General features: G+C 36.4%; 13 protein-coding genes. 9 read left to right on the forward strand and 4 right to left on the reverse strand.

From position 1 onward, the window contains the following. Positions 1–173 precede the first annotated feature (173 nt). The 6 genes from NST76_RS03705 to NST76_RS03730 all read left to right on the forward strand — a co-directional run bounded on the left by NST76_RS03705 (position 174) and on the right by NST76_RS03730 (position 10238). Complete coding sequence (locus NST76_RS03705) at positions 174–1640, forward strand: UDP-N-acetylmuramoyl-L-alanyl-D-glutamate--2,6-diaminopimelate ligase (RefSeq protein WP_036125930.1); 1467 nt, start codon at positions 174–176, stop codon at positions 1638–1640. Between the two features lie 134 nt (positions 1641–1774). After that, the gene (locus NST76_RS03710) at positions 1775–3352 is read left to right on the forward strand and encodes a peptide chain release factor 3 (protein WP_058845183.1); all 1578 of its coding nucleotides are present in this window, start codon (positions 1775–1777) and stop codon (positions 3350–3352) included. Positions 3353–3533: 181 nt separating this feature from the next. Continuing rightward, positions 3534–6587: an efflux RND transporter permease subunit gene (locus NST76_RS03715; RefSeq protein WP_342544641.1), complete on the forward strand. Its 3054-nt coding sequence runs from the start codon at positions 3534–3536 to the stop codon at positions 6585–6587. Positions 6588–6607: 20 nt separating this feature from the next. Beyond that, positions 6608–7693, forward strand: a complete 1086-nt coding sequence (locus NST76_RS03720; RefSeq protein ID WP_058845181.1) for an SDR family oxidoreductase — start codon at positions 6608–6610, stop codon at positions 7691–7693. A 319-nt stretch (positions 7694–8012) separates the two neighbouring features. Beyond that, positions 8013–8774 carry a TerC family protein gene (locus NST76_RS03725; protein ID WP_058845180.1) on the forward strand — a complete coding sequence of 254 codons (762 nt, stop codon included), beginning with the start codon at positions 8013–8015 and terminating at the stop codon, positions 8772–8774. A gap of 108 nt (positions 8775–8882) precedes the next feature. Next, a complete protein-coding gene (locus NST76_RS03730) occupies positions 8883–10238 on the forward strand; it encodes a potassium transporter TrkG (protein ID WP_036125865.1) in 1356 nt (451 codons plus the stop codon). A gap of 980 nt (positions 10239–11218) precedes the next feature. Here the strand turns inward: NST76_RS03730 and NST76_RS03735 are convergent. Continuing rightward, positions 11219–12958 carry a radical SAM protein gene (locus NST76_RS03735; protein WP_036125863.1) on the reverse strand — a complete coding sequence of 580 codons (1740 nt, stop codon included), beginning with the start codon at positions 12956–12958 and terminating at the stop codon, positions 11219–11221. 310 nt (positions 12959–13268) lie between these two features. On the opposite strand from NST76_RS03735, the gene NST76_RS03740 reads away from it, so the two are divergent. Then, positions 13269–14636, forward strand: a complete 1368-nt coding sequence (locus tag NST76_RS03740) for an ATP-binding protein (protein WP_244504793.1) — start codon at positions 13269–13271, stop codon at positions 14634–14636. A 120-nt stretch (positions 14637–14756) separates the two neighbouring features. Further along, positions 14757–15203, forward strand: a complete 447-nt coding sequence (locus NST76_RS03745; protein WP_036125858.1) for a MarR family transcriptional regulator — start codon at positions 14757–14759, stop codon at positions 15201–15203. Positions 15204–15288: 85 nt separating this feature from the next. Here the strand turns inward: NST76_RS03745 and NST76_RS03750 are convergent, their stop codons facing one another. The 3 genes from NST76_RS03750 to NST76_RS03760 all read right to left on the reverse strand — a co-directional run bounded on the left by NST76_RS03750 (position 15289) and on the right by NST76_RS03760 (position 16925). Further along, on the reverse strand, positions 15289–15978 hold the full coding sequence (locus tag NST76_RS03750) for a hypothetical protein (protein ID WP_058845178.1): 690 nt from the start codon (positions 15976–15978) through the stop codon (positions 15289–15291). A gap of 61 nt (positions 15979–16039) precedes the next feature. Beyond that, positions 16040–16657 (reverse strand): CPBP family intramembrane glutamic endopeptidase, encoded by a 618-nt coding sequence (locus NST76_RS03755; RefSeq protein WP_036125844.1) that lies wholly within the window; start codon positions 16655–16657, stop codon positions 16040–16042. A 79-nt stretch (positions 16658–16736) separates the two neighbouring features. Further along, positions 16737–16925 carry a DUF2187 family protein gene (locus NST76_RS03760; protein ID WP_004224583.1) on the reverse strand — a complete coding sequence of 63 codons (189 nt, stop codon included), beginning with the start codon at positions 16923–16925 and terminating at the stop codon, positions 16737–16739. Between the two features lie 123 nt (positions 16926–17048). Between NST76_RS03760 and NST76_RS03765 the strand changes: the two genes are divergently transcribed. Next, positions 17049–17237 (forward strand): hypothetical protein, encoded by a 189-nt coding sequence (locus NST76_RS03765; RefSeq protein WP_036125841.1) that lies wholly within the window; start codon positions 17049–17051, stop codon positions 17235–17237. Positions 17238–17331 lie beyond the last annotated feature (94 nt).

The raw sequence follows: 17331 nt of genomic DNA on the forward strand, positions 1-17331 counted from the left end.
ATTTCTTTAAATGAAAGCGTTTTCGTTGAAAAAACACATCTGAGGCATTTTATTTATCATGAAATAAGTAGTAAAATAAGTTCAATAGAACGTGGGGGTATTCATCTTGTCGTTTTTTGTCGAGTAATCAAAAATGATGATATGAGTGTAGAGATTGATTGGAGGACTATGAAATGTATGCAGAGGAATTGTTAAGCGCATTACCTTTGAAAAAAATAATTGGCGTGTTGCCAGATCAAGTTAGTGATATTGTAATTGACTCAAGAAGTGTGCAACCAAATAGCATGTTTGTTTGTATCAAAGGTTACACAGTGGATGGGCATGATTATGCGCAAAAGGCAGTGGATGGTGGCGCAACAATCGTTGTAACAGAACGTCAATTACCGTTAGGAGAGACAATTGCACAAGTGATTGTCAGAGATACAGATCGTGCGGTAGGCTTATTAGCCGCAAAGTTTTTTGATTATCCTTCTAAGGATATAACGATGATTGGAGTAACTGGAACGAATGGTAAAACATCCGTAACAGGAATTATTCAAAATATCATGCATGGTATGGGCGAAAAATCCGCTTTATCCGGCACAATCGGTTTTAATTTAAATGGTATTTTATATGAATCTGCCAATACAACGAGTGATGCTTTATCGACACAACAAATGATTTTCCGAGCAAAAATGGAAGGTTGTCGTTTAATGACGATGGAAGTTTCATCACATGGCTTAGCACTTGGACGTTTAGCAGGTGTTGATTATGATATCGCTATTTTCACAAATCTAACACATGATCATCTTGATTTCCATGGTACGATGGAGGAATATGGCCATGCAAAAGGCTTATTATTTTCCCAACTTGGACAAGATTTAGAAAAGAGCAAATTTGTTGTCTTAAATGCTGATGATGCTTGGTCAGAGCGCTATGCCGCAATGACACCATTTCCAGTGTGGACATATGGTTTAAAAAATGAAAAGGCCGATTTCCGTGCCATTAACTGTGAATATCACGACTATATGACTTTGTTTGATGTGGAAATGCCAGAAGGGATTTATCGTGTAAAAATGAATTTGCTTGGTGAATTTAATATTTACAATGTGTTGGCAGCTATGATTGCATTTTACGGTCGTGGGTATTCTATGGAGTCCATTATTGAGCAAATAGAGCAACTACCGCCAGTTAAAGGTCGTATGGAGAAAGTTTGTTCAGATTTACCTGTACAAATTTTTATTGATTATGCCCATACACCAGATGCAATTGAAAAAGCGATTGAAGCGGCACAGCCTTATAAAAAGGGTAAGCTGATTTTCTTAGTTGGAACAGGTGGCAATCGTGATAAATCGAAACGTCCTGCGATGGCTGAAAAAGCGTCTGCTGCAGAATATGTCATTTTGACGACAGATGATCCACGCTATGAGGACTATGATAGCATTACGGGCGATCTTGCCAAAGGGATGCTTCATGACCATTATGCTTGTATCGGGGATCGGGCAGAGGCAGTACGTCATGCCATTGAGGTTGCCGAACCAGGAGATATGATTATTTTTGCTGGTAAAGGTCATGAGGATTATCAAATTATTGAAGATACAAAATTTCCACATAGTGATGCAGAAATTGCAATAGAAGCTGGCCGATTAAAATTTGTTTAATGAAAGATTAAATGTTAGGAAACCCTTTTAGTTGAACTAAAGGGTTTTCTTTTTTGAGATTTCATGTAAAAAGGTTGTACGAAAGGCAAGTCTTCTTTTATTATTATTAAGTATGAAAAAAGGAGAATGACGAGATGAATTCAAATTTAGAAAAAGATATACTATCACGTCGTACTTTTGCCATTATCAGTCACCCTGATGCTGGGAAAACGACGATTACAGAAAAGCTTTTACTATTTGGTGGTGCCATTCGTGACGCAGGGACAGTAAAAGGGAAAAAAACAGGTAAGTATGCAACGTCTGACTGGATGGAAATTGAAAAGCAACGTGGGATTTCGGTTACTTCATCCGTAATGCAATTTGATTATAATGGTTCTCGTGTGAATATTTTGGATACCCCTGGTCACCAAGATTTCTCTGAGGACACATATCGTACATTAATGGCTGTGGATAGTGCTGTCATGGTAGTGGATGCTGCCAAAGGGATCGAGGCCCAAACATTAAAGCTATTTAAAGTTTGTAAAATGCGTGGTATCCCTATTTTTACATTTATCAACAAATTGGATCGTCAAGGGAAAGAGCCACTTGAGTTAATAGAAGAGCTTGAAGAAGTACTTGGCATAAACGCTTATCCTATGAACTGGCCAATCGGTATGGGGAAAGAGTTCCTTGGTATTTACGATCGTTATAATAAACGTATTGAGCAATTCCGCACAGATGAAGCTGAACGATTCTTACCAATTGACGACAATGGAGAGCTTGCTGTGGAGCATCCAATGAAAGTTACTTCTTATTATTCACAAGCAATGGATGATGTTTTACTGCTAGATGAAGCTGGAAATGCCTATTCTGAGGAAAAAATTCGTCGTGGAGAATTAACACCTGTATTTTTTGGTTCAGCATTAACAAACTTTGGTGTGCAAACGTTCCTTGAAACCTATTTACAATTTGCACCGACACCTCAGCCTAGAATTACCGAAGATGAGCAATTTATTGATCCTGTTGAACATGATGAGTTTTCAGGTTTCATTTTCAAAATTCAAGCCAATATGAATCCTGCCCACCGTGACCGCATTGCCTTTGTACGCATTGTTTCTGGTAAATTTGAGCGCGGAATGAATATGACATTAGCTCGTACAGGTAAGTCATTTAAAGTGACTCAATCTACACAATTCCTTGCAGATGATCGTGAGACCGTAGATGAAGCGGTTGCGGGAGATATTATTGGGTTATATGATACAGGAACTTACCAAATTGGGGACACTGTTGTAGGTGGCAAGAAAACATTCCAATTTGAAAAATTACCGCAGTTTACACCAGAGCTATTCGTACGTGTAACAGCGAAAAACGTAATGAAATCAAAGCAATTCCATAAAGGGATTTTACAATTGGTACAAGAGGGTGCTATTCAATATTATAAAACGCTGCATACAGAGGAAGTCATTCTTGGTGCAGTTGGTCAATTACAATTTGAAGTGTTTGAGCATCGTATGAAAAATGAATACAATGTGGAAGTAAGAATGGAGCCAATCGGTTCTAAAATTGCACGATGGATTGAAAACGAAGAGGATGTTAAAGAGTCCATGTCTTCTGGTCGATCTATGTTAGTGAAAGACCGCTTTGATAATCTTGTTTTCCTATTTGAAAATGAGTTTGCCATGCGCTGGTTTGCTGATAAAAACGAAAACATTAAACTTTATAGCCTTCTATAATTACCAAACACGAATCGACAATTTTGCGATTCGTGTTTTTTTGCAAGGAAAATTGACACTGTTTGTAGAATATAGACAGTATTAGGAAATATATTGCACGACGAACTAATTGAAGGGGGCTTAGCTCATTTATAAATCGGCTATCCTAGAAAGGAAGAGGTAGAAAAAGGAGTTTGTTTATATGAATATTAGTCATTTTTCCATTAAAAGACCCGTCTTTACAATTGTTACGATGCTTTTTGTCATCCTGTTAGGCGGTGTTTCCTTATTAAAAATACCGATTACGTTAATTCCAGAGTTAAATCCCCCCATAGGTGTTGTTGTCACTTCTTATCCTGGGGCAAGTCCAACAGAGGTGAATGAGAAGATAACGAAACCATTAGAGGCTACACTTGCCACCTTACCTGGCATAAAAAAACTACAGTCAACCTCACAAGAAGGCTCTAATTTAATTATGCTTGAGTTTAATTGGTCCACGAATATGGAAGATATCCAACTCGATATTTTACAGCGAATTGATATGACACCGCTGCCAAATGATGCGGGCAAGCCTAGTTTTTTAAAGTTTGATCCGTCTCAATTTCCCATTATTCAACTATCATTACGTGCAGAAAATAATGATGTAGATGTACGTTTATTAGCAGAGGACTTAGAAAAAGAACTGCGACGGACAGAGGGTGTTGCAAGTGTAAATGTTTCTGGCAAGTTGATCGAGGAAGTTCAAATAATATTAGACGAAGCAAAGCTAGTGGAAAAAGGCTTAACACAAGCAGACATTATACAAATTATCCAAGCGAATAATGTATCTCTCCCTGGTGAACCTGTTTCAACAGATGATGGTAAGCTGTTAACAACACGTATTGTAAGTACATTATCGTCACCTGAAAGTATTGCAAGTTTGATCGTTTCAGTGAACCCGTTAACAGGTGAAGCGCTAATTGTGAGCGATCTTGCAACCGTAGAGAGGACAGAGCAACAATCTATTACGACAACTCGTGCCAATGAGCATCCAGCAGTCCTTATGTCCGTTTTACAGGAATCTGGCGCGAATACAGCAGAAGTTTCCAAAGCGTTTCAGCAAACATTAGATGAACTACTAAAGAAAGAGCAATATAAGGGAATAACGGCAGACATTCTTGTCGATCAAGGTAATTATGTAGATTTAGCCATTCATAACATTGGCTCTTCTTTAATTTTAGGTGGATTATTTGCGATGTTCATCCTATTTGTTTTTTTACGTAGTGTAAAGAGTCCAATCATTATTGGTATTGCTATTCCTTATTCGGTTATTGTGACATTTGTGTTGATGTTTTTTGCGGATTTTACCCTTAACATCATGACACTAGGTGCTCTTGCACTGGGTATCGGTATGCTAGTGGATAATGCCATTGTTGTTATTGAAAATATCGAAAGACATTTAGGGCTAGAAAAGGATCCTATCACTGCAGCGCAGGAAGGAACTAAGGAGGTTGCACTTGCTATTACAGCTTCCACGTTAACTACTATAGCCGTATTCATTCCTGTTATGTTTATCGAAGGATTGATTGGACAAATATTTACAGAATTCGCCCTAACGATTTCGTTCAGCCTAATCGCTTCTCTAGTAGTTGCGCTTACTGTCGTCCCAATGCTAGCAAGTCGTCTTTTAAAAATGAAAAATACCAATTTTTATGAGCAGCGCAGTAGCTCTAAATTTTACAACCATTATAAATCCTCTATTGTATGGGTATTACGGCATCGACTGCTAATTCTAATTTTCACGGTGATGTGCTTTGGTTTATCCTTATTTGGGCTGACTAGAATTGGTACAGAATTTTTACCACCTACCGATGAAGGATTCACATCTATAAGTGTCAATCTTGAAAAAGGTGTCGCTGTATCGGAAACAGAAAAGGTAGTGAAGCATATTGAGGAGCGCTTGAAGCAGGAAAAAGATGTGGATGTTTATGTTAGCTTAATTGGGGGTACGCAACAATCGCAAGCGCGTGGACAAACGAGCGCCAATCAAGCTGAAATGTATGTCAAACTAGTACCATTAGCAGAAAGGCAACGTTCCATTTTTGAATTTGTGGAAGAGCTAGAGCAAGATATAAAGGGAGAGCTTGGAGAGCAAGCTGATATTACATTTAATGTATCAACAGCAACGGGTTCGTCACCACATACATTAACGTTCCGATTAACAGACTCAGATGAACAAAGGCTACAGCACACTGTTAAAAAAGTGCAGCAAGAGCTACAAGCGATTCAAGAAGTAACAAAGGTTTCAACGGATCTAGACCAGACTGTGCCAGAGATTCAAATTGAAGTTGATCGAGAAAAAGCAAAAGACTACGGTTTTATCCCAGCACAAATTGCTCAAACCGTGAACCAAATGACAAAAGGACAATTAACGTCTCAACTACTTACTGAGGACGGCGCTGTATTACCCGTTTATACGGGTTTTGGACAGGTATTTAATACGAGTATAGATGCGCTAAAAGCCATGCAGCTTCGTTCTCCAGCAGGATTGTTTGTGAAATTAGAGGATGTTGCTACTGTATCTATACAAGAGGGACCCGTGTCCATTCGTCGTTCTGATCAGGCAGCAGCAGTAGCCTTTTTTGTAGATTATGAAACAAAGGAATCATTGGGCGGCATTTCGGCAAAAGTAGATAAAGCATTGACCCAAGTTCATTTACCGCCTGCTACTCAAATTGTTTTTAGTGGGGATCGAGAGCTTTATGATAGTGCAATTGACGATATGCTATTAGCAGTTATGCTAGCAATCGTACTAGTTTATATTGTAATGGCTGCGCAATTTGAGTCATTTAAATATCCGTTTGTCATCATGTTTACAGTCCCATTAATGATCATCGGTGTGGCGATTGCTATGTTCGCAACACATACTTTAATCGGTGTGACGTCTGTCATCGGTATTTTAGTGCTTGTAGGGATTGTCGTGAACAATGGCATTGTGCTTGTCGATTATATTAACCAGCTAAAGGCGAAGGGCATGTCTGCTTATGAAGCTATTTTACTGGCTAGCCAAGATCGTCTTCGACCGATTTTAATGACGGCATTAACGACTATTTTAGGACTGTTTCCACTAGCGCTTGGTATTGGTGAAGGAACAGAGATGAACCAACCGATGGGGATTGCGGTTATTGGAGGCCTTGTAACCTCGACATTGCTAACATTGTATATTGTACCGATTATCTATAGTTTAGTGGATAAAGAAACAAGAAAGATGCGCTAGATTTCAAGGGGGAATAGGAGATGAACGTTCATTTTTTTACTGGATTTCCTGGTTTCATTTCAAGTCAACTCATTCGGACATTATTCCAAAAGAGACAGACACAACAAGTTATTGCGATTGTGTTGGCAGGTGAAACCATTAAGGCAGAGCAGGAAAAAAGCAAAATAATAGAAGCTTTCCCTGACTGTTCAATTCATATTGTAGAAGGCGATATTACGCTGCCAAATCTGGGTTTAGACGATCAAATAATCAGTGGAATTGTACCAAAAATAGAAGTGCTTTGGCATTTAGCCGCTATTTATGATTTAGCGGTACCACGTGATCTTGCATGGAAAGTGAATGTCCATGGTACAACAATGGTCAATGATTTTGTGCGCACCTTACCGAATTTAAAACGCTATATGTATTTTAGTACAGCCTATGTGGCAGGCACACGTGAAGGGATACTGCGTGAAAATGAACTCATTCGGCCTCCAGCATTTAAAAACTACTATGAGGAAACAAAATATGAGGCCGAGCTTCGAGTTGAAGATTTAAAATCAGAAATACCACTTACGATTATTAGACCTGGGATAGTGCGAGGGCATTCAATGACAGGTGAAACCATTAAATTTGATGGACCTTACTTCTTTTTAAATTTAGTAGAACGAATAAAGGGTTTACCCTTTATTCCATACATCGGCCGATCGACATCAACGATTAATGTCGTGCCCGTTGATTATATTTTAAATGCCTCAGTTTTTGTAGTGAATGAACAAGGTGCAGAAGGCAAGACACTTCATTTAACAGATCCCAATCCTCACCCTGTACAGGAAGTATACCGTACTATGGTGAAATTAATAACGAATGTCTATCCAAAGGGACGTTTCCCATTTATATTAGCAAAGCTATCGTTACAAGTTCCTTTTATTCGAAAAAAACTTGGAGTTGAACAAGAAACGCTGGATTACTTAACATGGAATGCCACATTTGACACAGCTGAAGCACAGCAAATTTTACAAAAAGGTGGTATTACATGCCCTGATTTTATACAGACGATGCCAAAAATGATTGCCTTTTATTTAGCACATAAGGAAGAGAAGAGCTATCAAATTCAGATTAAGTAAAAACAATATAGATATTTTTGTCAGTTGTAAATGATAGTGCTATAATGATGGAAAGAAGATACCTTCGACAATTTGTCAAAGGGGAGTAGCTAACAGGAATGATATGTCCTGGTTTCACATTCGTCAAGACATGGTTATGACCATCGGGTGTGATAGTGAATGGCTCTATACGTAATGACGTGTAGATTGATGTACCATAAAAGAAATAGGTACGAATTTACTTAGCGAGACCTTTGCCTGAATTAGGGCAGAGGCTTTTTTCTTTTGTACTTTAGATAAAATGGTCGTTTTAGGGATAGAGCTTAGAGGAGGCACTAGAATGGAAGCAATTATATTACAATACGGCTGGGTGTTAATTGTCCTTGTTGTATTAGAAGGATTACTTGCAGCTGATAATGCGGTAGTGATGGCTGTGATGGTCAAGCATTTACCACAGGAACAGCAAAAAAAGGCGTTATTTTATGGACTATTTGGAGCACTGATTTTCAGATTTTCCGCCTTATTTGTTATTACAGTATTGGTAAACTATTGGCAAATCCAAGCAGTCGGTGCGGCCTACCTATTGTTTATGTCTGCGAAAAATATATATGATTTGCGTAAACATAAAGATGATGAAGAGGAAACAGCTGAAAGAGCAGAGAAAAAGGGTTCTGGATTCTGGTTAACGGTTCTTAAGGTTGAAGCAGCAGATATTGCATTTGCTATTGATTCGATGCTGGCAGCCGTTGCGATCGCTGTAACTTTGCCTCACTTAGGAAATTTTGATATTGGTGGCATCAATGGAGGACAATTTATTGTCATGCTTCTTGGTGGATTTATCGGTGTCATTATGATGCGTTTTGCAGCACAATGGTTTGTTAAAGTATTGAACGATTATCCTTCACTTGAAACGGCAGCATTTCTTATCGTTGGTTGGGTCGGTGTGAAGCTCGTTATCTTAACATTAGCTCATGAAAAAGTAGGGATATTACCTGTAGAGTTTCCTCATTCAACTGCCTGGGAATTAACATTCTGGATAGTCTTACTAGGCATTGCATTTGTGGGCTACCTAGTGGGAGTTCGTCATAAAAAAAATAATTAGTATCTAAATGGGAGGAATAGTTGTTACTATTTCTCTTTCTTTTTTTATGTATCTTTTCTATACTATTATCTATCTAGTTGGGCATCATATGTGGGAGGAGTTGTTAAAGTGCCTTGGAAAAAATCATCAAATAGACTTGTCACACCATTTCAGGTACTTGTTTCTTATTACTTTATAGCTATAGCGATTTCCTTCCTGTTATTACGACTTCCAGGCGTTCATCAAGAGGGCGTAAGAATTTCCTTTTTAGACAGCTTGTTTACAGCAGTAAGTGCAGTTAGTGTCACGGGCTTAACAACGATTACTATTTCGGAAACCTATACAACCTTTGGGCTTGTGATGATTCTTGTTATTTTACAGTTAGGGGCCATTGGTATTATGTCACTTGGTACCTTTGTGTGGCTGCTAGTAGGGAAAAAAATTGGGATGCGTGAGCGTCAATTAATTATGATTGACCATAACCAGTATAATTTGTCCGGTGTTGTGAAACTAATTCGTGAAATCATAAAGATTTTATTTGGCATTGAAGTTGCGGGTACGATTATTTTAACGCTACATTTCACCAATTATTTTGATACATTAGAAGAAGCCTTTTTACATGGGATATTTGCTTCCATCTCTGCTACAACAAATGGTGGTTTCGATATAACTGGAATGAGCTTACTGCCATTTCATGATGATTACTTTGTACAAATGGTTACAATGGTACTGATCGTGTTAGGTGCTATCGGCTTCCCAGTATTAATCGAATTAAAAACGTTCTTGCTCAATCGACGTGAGAATTTTCGTTTTAGTTTATTTACTAAAATTACTACATCCACATACGCTATTTTATTTGTTGTAGGTGCACTTGTCATTTTACTTCTTGAATCTTTCCATTCCTTCAAGGAAATGTCCTGGCACGAGGCGCTATTTTCGGCGATGTTCCATTCAGTATCAACAAGATCGGCTGGATTGACAACATACGATGTTACGACATTTAGTGAAGCAACAGATATATTTATGAGTTTCCTTATGTTCATCGGTTCTTCGCCAAGCTCAGTTGGTGGAGGGATTCGCACAACTACTTTTGCCTTAGCTATTTTATTCTTAATTACTTTTGCTAGGGGAAGAGAAGATATTCAAGTATTTGGGCGAGAAATTCATTTAATAGATGTCTTTCGCTCATTCGTTGTTATTTTATTAGCATTTTTTATGGTGTTAATTGCTACACTTATCTTACTCATCACAGAGCCACAAGCATCACTGATTCAGATCATTTTTGAAATCACTTCAGCGTTCGGTACTTGTGGTATGTCGTTAGGAATCACCGAGGACTTATCTGTCATTGGTAAAATCATTATCATTATTTTAATGTTTATCGGTCGAGTAGGGTTAATTTCCTTCCTTTACACACTTGGTGGTGGGGGTAGAGGGAAAAAATCAAGCTTCCATTATCCAAAGGAACGCGTAATCATTGGGTAATTATACAGAAACGATGGTATATAAGGGCTTTGTAAGGGACAATCATTAGATTGCCCTTTTTTGCCCCCGAAAGTTCAATTTTCTAGATAATCACTGAATTTTTTGAGGGGACTTCTTTCATGTTCAGTGGTTACATGTAAATAGCTATTTGCAGTTATCTCTCTATTTTTGTGAGCAAGAATGGTACTAACATATCTACATCAGCTTCTTACTTCATAACTGAGAGTGTGTATGCATCTTGAAATACTCATGCTAACTAGGGAGCATAACACATTACTATTAATATGATTCTAAAAAAATAATTACCCTATTTTGACCAATCAATACTAATATATAGTTTCTAAATATTGGTATCTTATAATAGTTTAAAGTAAAAGATTATTTTATGAATAAAACGAATTTACTGGTAAATATTATAAGTATAGTAAATGACTTTCTTCTATTATATATAGATAAAAAGAAGTAATTTGTCGAAAGTTGTCATTACAGGTGTATATACATAAGGGAATACCCTTTGTTCGCGTCCCCTATCAAAAGTTAATTTTAAGGAATTAAAAAGTAATTGCCTTAATATAGGTAGTTCAAATACAATAAAAAACACATAAAAAGGCTACACGAATAAATGCGTAATAATGGGGAATGTTTTAGAAGAAAATGATACTTAATAAAGAACATTCCTGCGTATTTTTCATTAAAAAAGGTGAAAAATACGAAATTGTCATACAATTTTCAAAAAATTTAAAATTGTTTTTCCCGCATTTTTAAAATTTTTGTGGGTATTATTTACAAAATAGAACTAGCTTGTCTTTAAGGCATTTGCCCTAAACTTTTGGAGGGAGGCTATGAATACTTGACTAACTCATTTAGTTAGTCGAAGAAAGTACATATACAGTCATGTTATTTTTGTGAAAAGGATTTAAGAATTGTTTAAGAAAGAAAAAAACTAGTCCTGACTGTTAGCACAGAACTAGCTTTTATTATTAACTAGAGTGGATAGATGCAAAATATGGTTGCTGACCGTGACGGAAATAGGTTAACAGATAGCCATTTTTTTGTACAATTTTGCCATTTAGGAAATTGTGATAGTCAAGGCCATGAGGGATAATCAGTGTATGCTTAAACAACTCTTTCTCAGATAGCTTAAAGCTAGCAAATTCCTCGCCAGCGATAGTAGGATCTTCGCGTAATGCTTGATAAAGGGCTTTTTGTTGCTCTTCTGTTGGGCGTTCATTCCACCACAGCTTACGTGGTTGGAACTGCTGTGCCATTAGATAATCAAGCTGCATGAGACTCTGGATAATATTTAAATTCACGCCCTCCACAGTTTCCAAAAACATTAATAAACGGCGGAATAAATCTTCCAACTGATGGCCAATACGAGACCAACCTTTTGTTTCCCAATACGTCCCAAAGTTTTGGAAAAAATCAAATGGTGTGTCAAAGACCTCAGTAACTAAGTATTCAATCGTATGATCCATCCGATGGTCATTCCAATACTTCTCAAGAACATCCTCTGCATGTTTAATGCGTACGATATCATCAAAGGTTAGCACATTATTTGAAAAGATTTCGTAAGGAGAGACATCCACATAGGTATAACCAAACTTTTCCGCTTCTAATCGAAGGCCTGTACCACGTAAAAGCTTTAAAAATCCTAGCTGTAACTCTTCTGGTCTCATCGCAAAAACGTCATTAAACGTTTGACGGAAGCTTGCGTAATCTTCCTCTGGTAGACCAGCAATTAAATCTAAATGTTGATCTATTTTTCCGCCATCCTTCACCATTGTTACCGTTCGTTTTAGCTTTTCAAAGTTTTGACGACGTTTCACGAGTGTATTGGTTAAATCGTTTGTAGATTGTACGCCAATTTCGAAACGGAACAAACCTTTTGGTGCATTGTCATTTAAGAATTGAATCACCTCAGGGCGCATAATATCTGCAGTAATCTCAAATTGGAATACAACACCAGGTTTATGTTCATCAATTAAAAACTGGAACATTTCCATTGCATAGCTACGGCTAATATTGAAGGTACGATCCACGAATTTAATTGTCCGAGCTCCGTTATCCATTAAAAAACGAATATCTTCTTTTATTTTTTCACGGTTAAAGTATCGTACACCTACTTCAATAGAAGATAAACAAAATTGGCAACTAAATGGGCAGCCTCTACTTGTTTCGATATACTGAATGCGTTTACCTAAATGGGGAAGATCCTCCTCAAAGCGGAATGGACTTGGTAATTCACGCAAATCAATTTTAGGTGGCATAGCGTGAATTTTGACTTTTCCATCCTCTAAATAACAAATGCCTGGAACATCCTCTAACAAAATTTCACCGTGGAAATAGCGTAATAATTGTTTGAAAGAAGTTTCTCCTTCGCCCATGACAATAAAATCTACCTCGGGTATTTGACGTAACCAATGATGAGAATCGTAAGAAACCTCAGGACCTCCTAGCAAAATTTTAACATTTGGACAGACAGTCTTTAACATTTTTATAACGTGAATGGTTTCTTCTATATTCCAGATGTAGCAACTAAATCCAACAATATCAGGTTTTTTTTGGAATAAATCTGATACAATATTAAAAGCAGGATCCTTAATAGTGTACTCTGCTATAATTGGATTAAATTCTGGTAAAGCGGCGCCTTTAAGATAGCGCAATGCTAAATTTGTGTGAATATACTTTGCATTTAAAGTAGTTAAAATAGTATTCATGCAATAATCTTCCTTTCAACATCTTATTGTATCAGTCAAGTATCTGACATACAATATAATTCTTTTTACCTATTTATTTTGTGAACGGTTCGTGAAATAATTTAAAATACTTAAATTTACTAAATTTTGTAATAATAGAATCGTGCTGTCATAAAGTATAGTAAAGGCTCAAAATTCGATTTAGAGGTTTTTTACTCTTTTGAAAGGTTCGGTGAGAAAGTTGAAGCAAAATGATATTAATCAATGTTTTGGAAATCTTATGAAAAGTACTTCGTCACCAACACTTATACTCAATAAAGCAGGGAAAATTTTGAACGTTAATGAGGCTGCTATTAAACGTTTTAATCTTAATTTAACGTATATTGGCTATTTAGCTATGGACGAGCCATCTAATTTTAAATGGACTAAATTCGTCAAACAATTACAAAATGATTTACGTTCAGAAGAAATTTTTAATATTCGTACAACTGGAAACGACTATGAAATGCTGTCTTTTAAATGTTTTTATGATCCTAATACAGAAGAAATTGTTGCGCAAATTTCTACACTAAATGATGATGTTGCTCATAAATTATACATGAGTCAGGCGCATGAAAGATCACAATCTTTTAATGCATACGATTATTTACCTTATGCTGTTATTGTAAGTGATGCTAGCGGTATTATTCTTGGGCTTAATAAGTATGCGGAAATGTTTCTGAAAGTTGAAAATTCGCAGTTGCTCCATAAAGCACATCAACATATATTCGATTCATTTACATTGAAAAAGGGACAAATTACATCATACCTGTCTAAGCTGATGGGTGACAAGCATGCAAGTATTCATGTAGTCGATGAAACACAAGTAAGCAGAACTTGCTATTATGAAATTTCCAGTATTTTCGATGAATACAATAATATTATTGTCACGGTTATCAATGATGAAACAGAGAAAAAACAACTTCAGCATAAAGTCGAGCATCAGCAAGCATTAAATGTTGTGGGACAGATGGCTGCAAGTATTGCGCATGAAATTCGTAACCCATTAACTTCTTTAAAGGGATTTACTGAATTATTAAAGTTAAATGCTGATGATGAATCACGCATGTATCTCTCTGTTATTGACAGTGAGCTTCAACGGATGGAACAAATTTTATCCGAGCTTTTAGTGTTGTCTAAGCCAACGACGATGAAAGTTGAATTATTAGAACTGGATCATATTGTAAAGCAAGTCATTGAGTTTATGCTACCAGATGCACTCATGAAAAATATTATGATTCAGTACATTTCTCCTTCTAACCAAATTTATATCGGTGGCAACGAGAATCGCTTAAAGCAGGTGTTAATGAACCTAATTAAAAATGCAATGGAATCCATGAATAATGGTGGCACGATTACAGTTGAAATGGCGACAAATGACTGTGCGATTGTCGAGCTTATGATTAAAGATGAAGGGGTTGGCATGGACAGCACGACACTTCAAAACCTATTCCAGCCTTTTTACACGACAAAATCAACAGGGACAGGACTGGGCCTTGCTTTCGTGAAAAAGGTGATTGAAGAACATGATGGGGTAATAGGCGTTAATAGTGAACTACAGAAGGGGACATGCTTCCATCTGCAGTTCCCAATTTACACATTTAATCAACTTGATACATTGGAAGTATCCTCAAAAGATTCTGCTTATTTAGTAACGTAAATAGAGTAAAAATGGTGAGATAATTCACAATAAAACCTTCTAAATCATATAATGCTTTTGACAATGCTTTTCTAATATCGCTATAATGTCATATAAAGAGCGAAGTGAGAGGAAAAGAATATGAAGTCAGAAGATCTAAAACAATCTTTAAAATTATATATTGTACTATCGCGTGCATTGAAAGCGATCAATGAGACAACACATCAATTATTTCAGGATAATGGTTTAAACCCAACTGAATTTGCTGTTCTAGAGCTTCTTTACCATAAAGGGAGACAACCTTTACAGCAAATAGGCAATAAAATTTTGCTCGCTAGTGGGTCTATTACGTATGTCATTGATAAGCTTGAAAAGAGAGGCTATTTATTACGTGTTTCTTGTCCTTCAGATCGTCGTGTGACATATGCAGAAATCACTGGAGAAGGTGAAGCCTTTATGGCAGAGCTATTCCCAAAACACGAGCAGCATTTGCATGAATTAATGAGTGTGCTATCACCGCAAGAAAAGGAACAAGCAATTACGTTATTAAAGAAAATAGGCCTTTCTATTAAGGATTTATCTTATTAAAAAAGTTGTCTCATTGATTTGAGACAACTTTTTTATAATGGAAATAAAAGGACGATAGACAATGTCTATCGTCCTTATTGTCTTACTATTTTTTAGAGATAGTGGCTGCCATATTAAGCATAGCATCTGTTAAATCTTGTTTATCGTTATCGTGAATTGTTAATTTTGTAATGAGGCCATCTTTTTCAAAAACAACCCCAATAACTTTCTCTGTGTCAAAGTCTACGACATAACCCTCGATATGTTGAACATTTTTAAATGCTGCTAATTCTTCAGTAGTTAAAGCTACTGTTTCGCCTACAGCATTCATATAATCTTGCATAGTTGTTTTCACTTCATCAAAGCTTGATTGTGATGCTTCAATTGTTTCAATACGCATAAACACTTCGTCATCATCATTAGATACTAACATATCTTTACCTGGTTCTTCCTGTGTCATTGTAAATCCTGGAAGCTGTTGTAGCTTGTAGGTTTGATTGACACTTTCAGACTGAGTGGCTGTTTCCGTTTTATTTTCGCCTTTTTGTACGTATTTCACATCTTGTTGTGGCTGTTTAGAAGTATCCTCTGTATTTGTATCATCTGATGCAGGAGTTTCCTCTTCTTCTTGTGATTCGCCTGCAGTTTCATCTCCAGATGGTTTTTGATCAACACCAGTATTGGATGGCTCATTCTGTTGAGCATCTGAATCCCCTGTTTTATCAGAGGTATTACAACCTACAACTAATACGGCTGTTAGTACTAATGCAAGAATTGAAAATAATTTTTTTTGCATAAAAAACCCTCCTTTTCTAAATTAAACGTTTGTAAAGATAAAATGTTTCCAAAATTAAATGTTATGATGTTAAAGGCAACACTAAAAATAATAATAGTACAAAAACGACATGAGCTACAATAACAAGTGGCATACTTTTTTTCCACTCATAGATGAAGCCCCAAATAATACTTGCCAAAAGTACAGCTATAACACCAAGTATAAAACCACTTAGAGCAATTGATATCGCACACAGTATGGCAGTTACTATAACAGCCAACGATGGACGCATAAAGCGTTTTAACTGCTGTTGGATATAACCACGCCAAAATAGTTCTTCACCTATGGCAACGATGAATACGAGTAAAACATAGTGCCAAATATTTTGTGGTCCATAGTTTGTTAAAAACTTTTGAACGGATTGTACTAAATTATTATTAATATATGGAGCGAGCCAGTAACCAAAGCGAATGATACCATATGTGATGGTACCGTATCCAATACCAAAGAGTAAAAATTGCCATGTAGGTAATTTATCTTCAATGGAGCCAGCTAAGATGGCGATGGCAATACATACTAATAAAGTAAATGCATACATGTACCAAAATACTGCTTGGTTAGCAAAGGTAAAAGCAAGCATGCCATAAACGAATAATAAAGAAAGGAGAAATAGTAGTGTTTGTTTCGAATTTGTTAGCATATTCGACCTCCATACTTTAATTTTATCAAAAAAATAGCCCCTTATCATCTATAAAGACAAATAGGGACTATTCGGACTATTAAGCTTCATTAGTATATAAAATTTTATAACGTTTATGATTGACGACCGTTTTCTCTTCAATCTCAAGGGAATCAAAATTCTCCATATATGTTAAATTAACAATCACCGAATTTTCATTTACCTTTTCGACAATACCTTGTAGACCATTTTTAAACTCGATAATATTTCCAACTTCAGCTATTTTCACAGACAGTCAGCTCCTTCATCGACTAATAATATACAGTTTGCATGAAAATTTGGGAAACGTAAAGCTTTTTTTAAATAATTCATAATTTATTACACAAAAGATGAAAAGAGAGGTATAAAATAAATGGAAAAATACGAAAATATGCTTAAACAATTACAAAACGGGGAAATAGAAAGTATTGAAATTCAAAAGGAAGATTTTTATGAATTTCGCGAAATACTTGTAAAGCATCCTTTATTTAAACATTATAGGGGTGAGGCCAAACAAAATGGACGGATTATATATACTTATACTGAACTTCCGAGAAGTTAAAATTTGTCGAACATTGTCGTAAGTTAATGCTGTAAGAAATAAAATATAAATGTATAATAATGGTATGATTATTTGTGTGTGGAGGGTTGTATGA

The sequence above is a fragment of the Lysinibacillus sp. FSL W7-1291 genome (assembly GCF_038593415.1).
GTDB classification, from domain to species: Bacteria; Bacillota; Bacilli; order Bacillales_A; family Planococcaceae; genus Lysinibacillus; species Lysinibacillus fusiformis_D.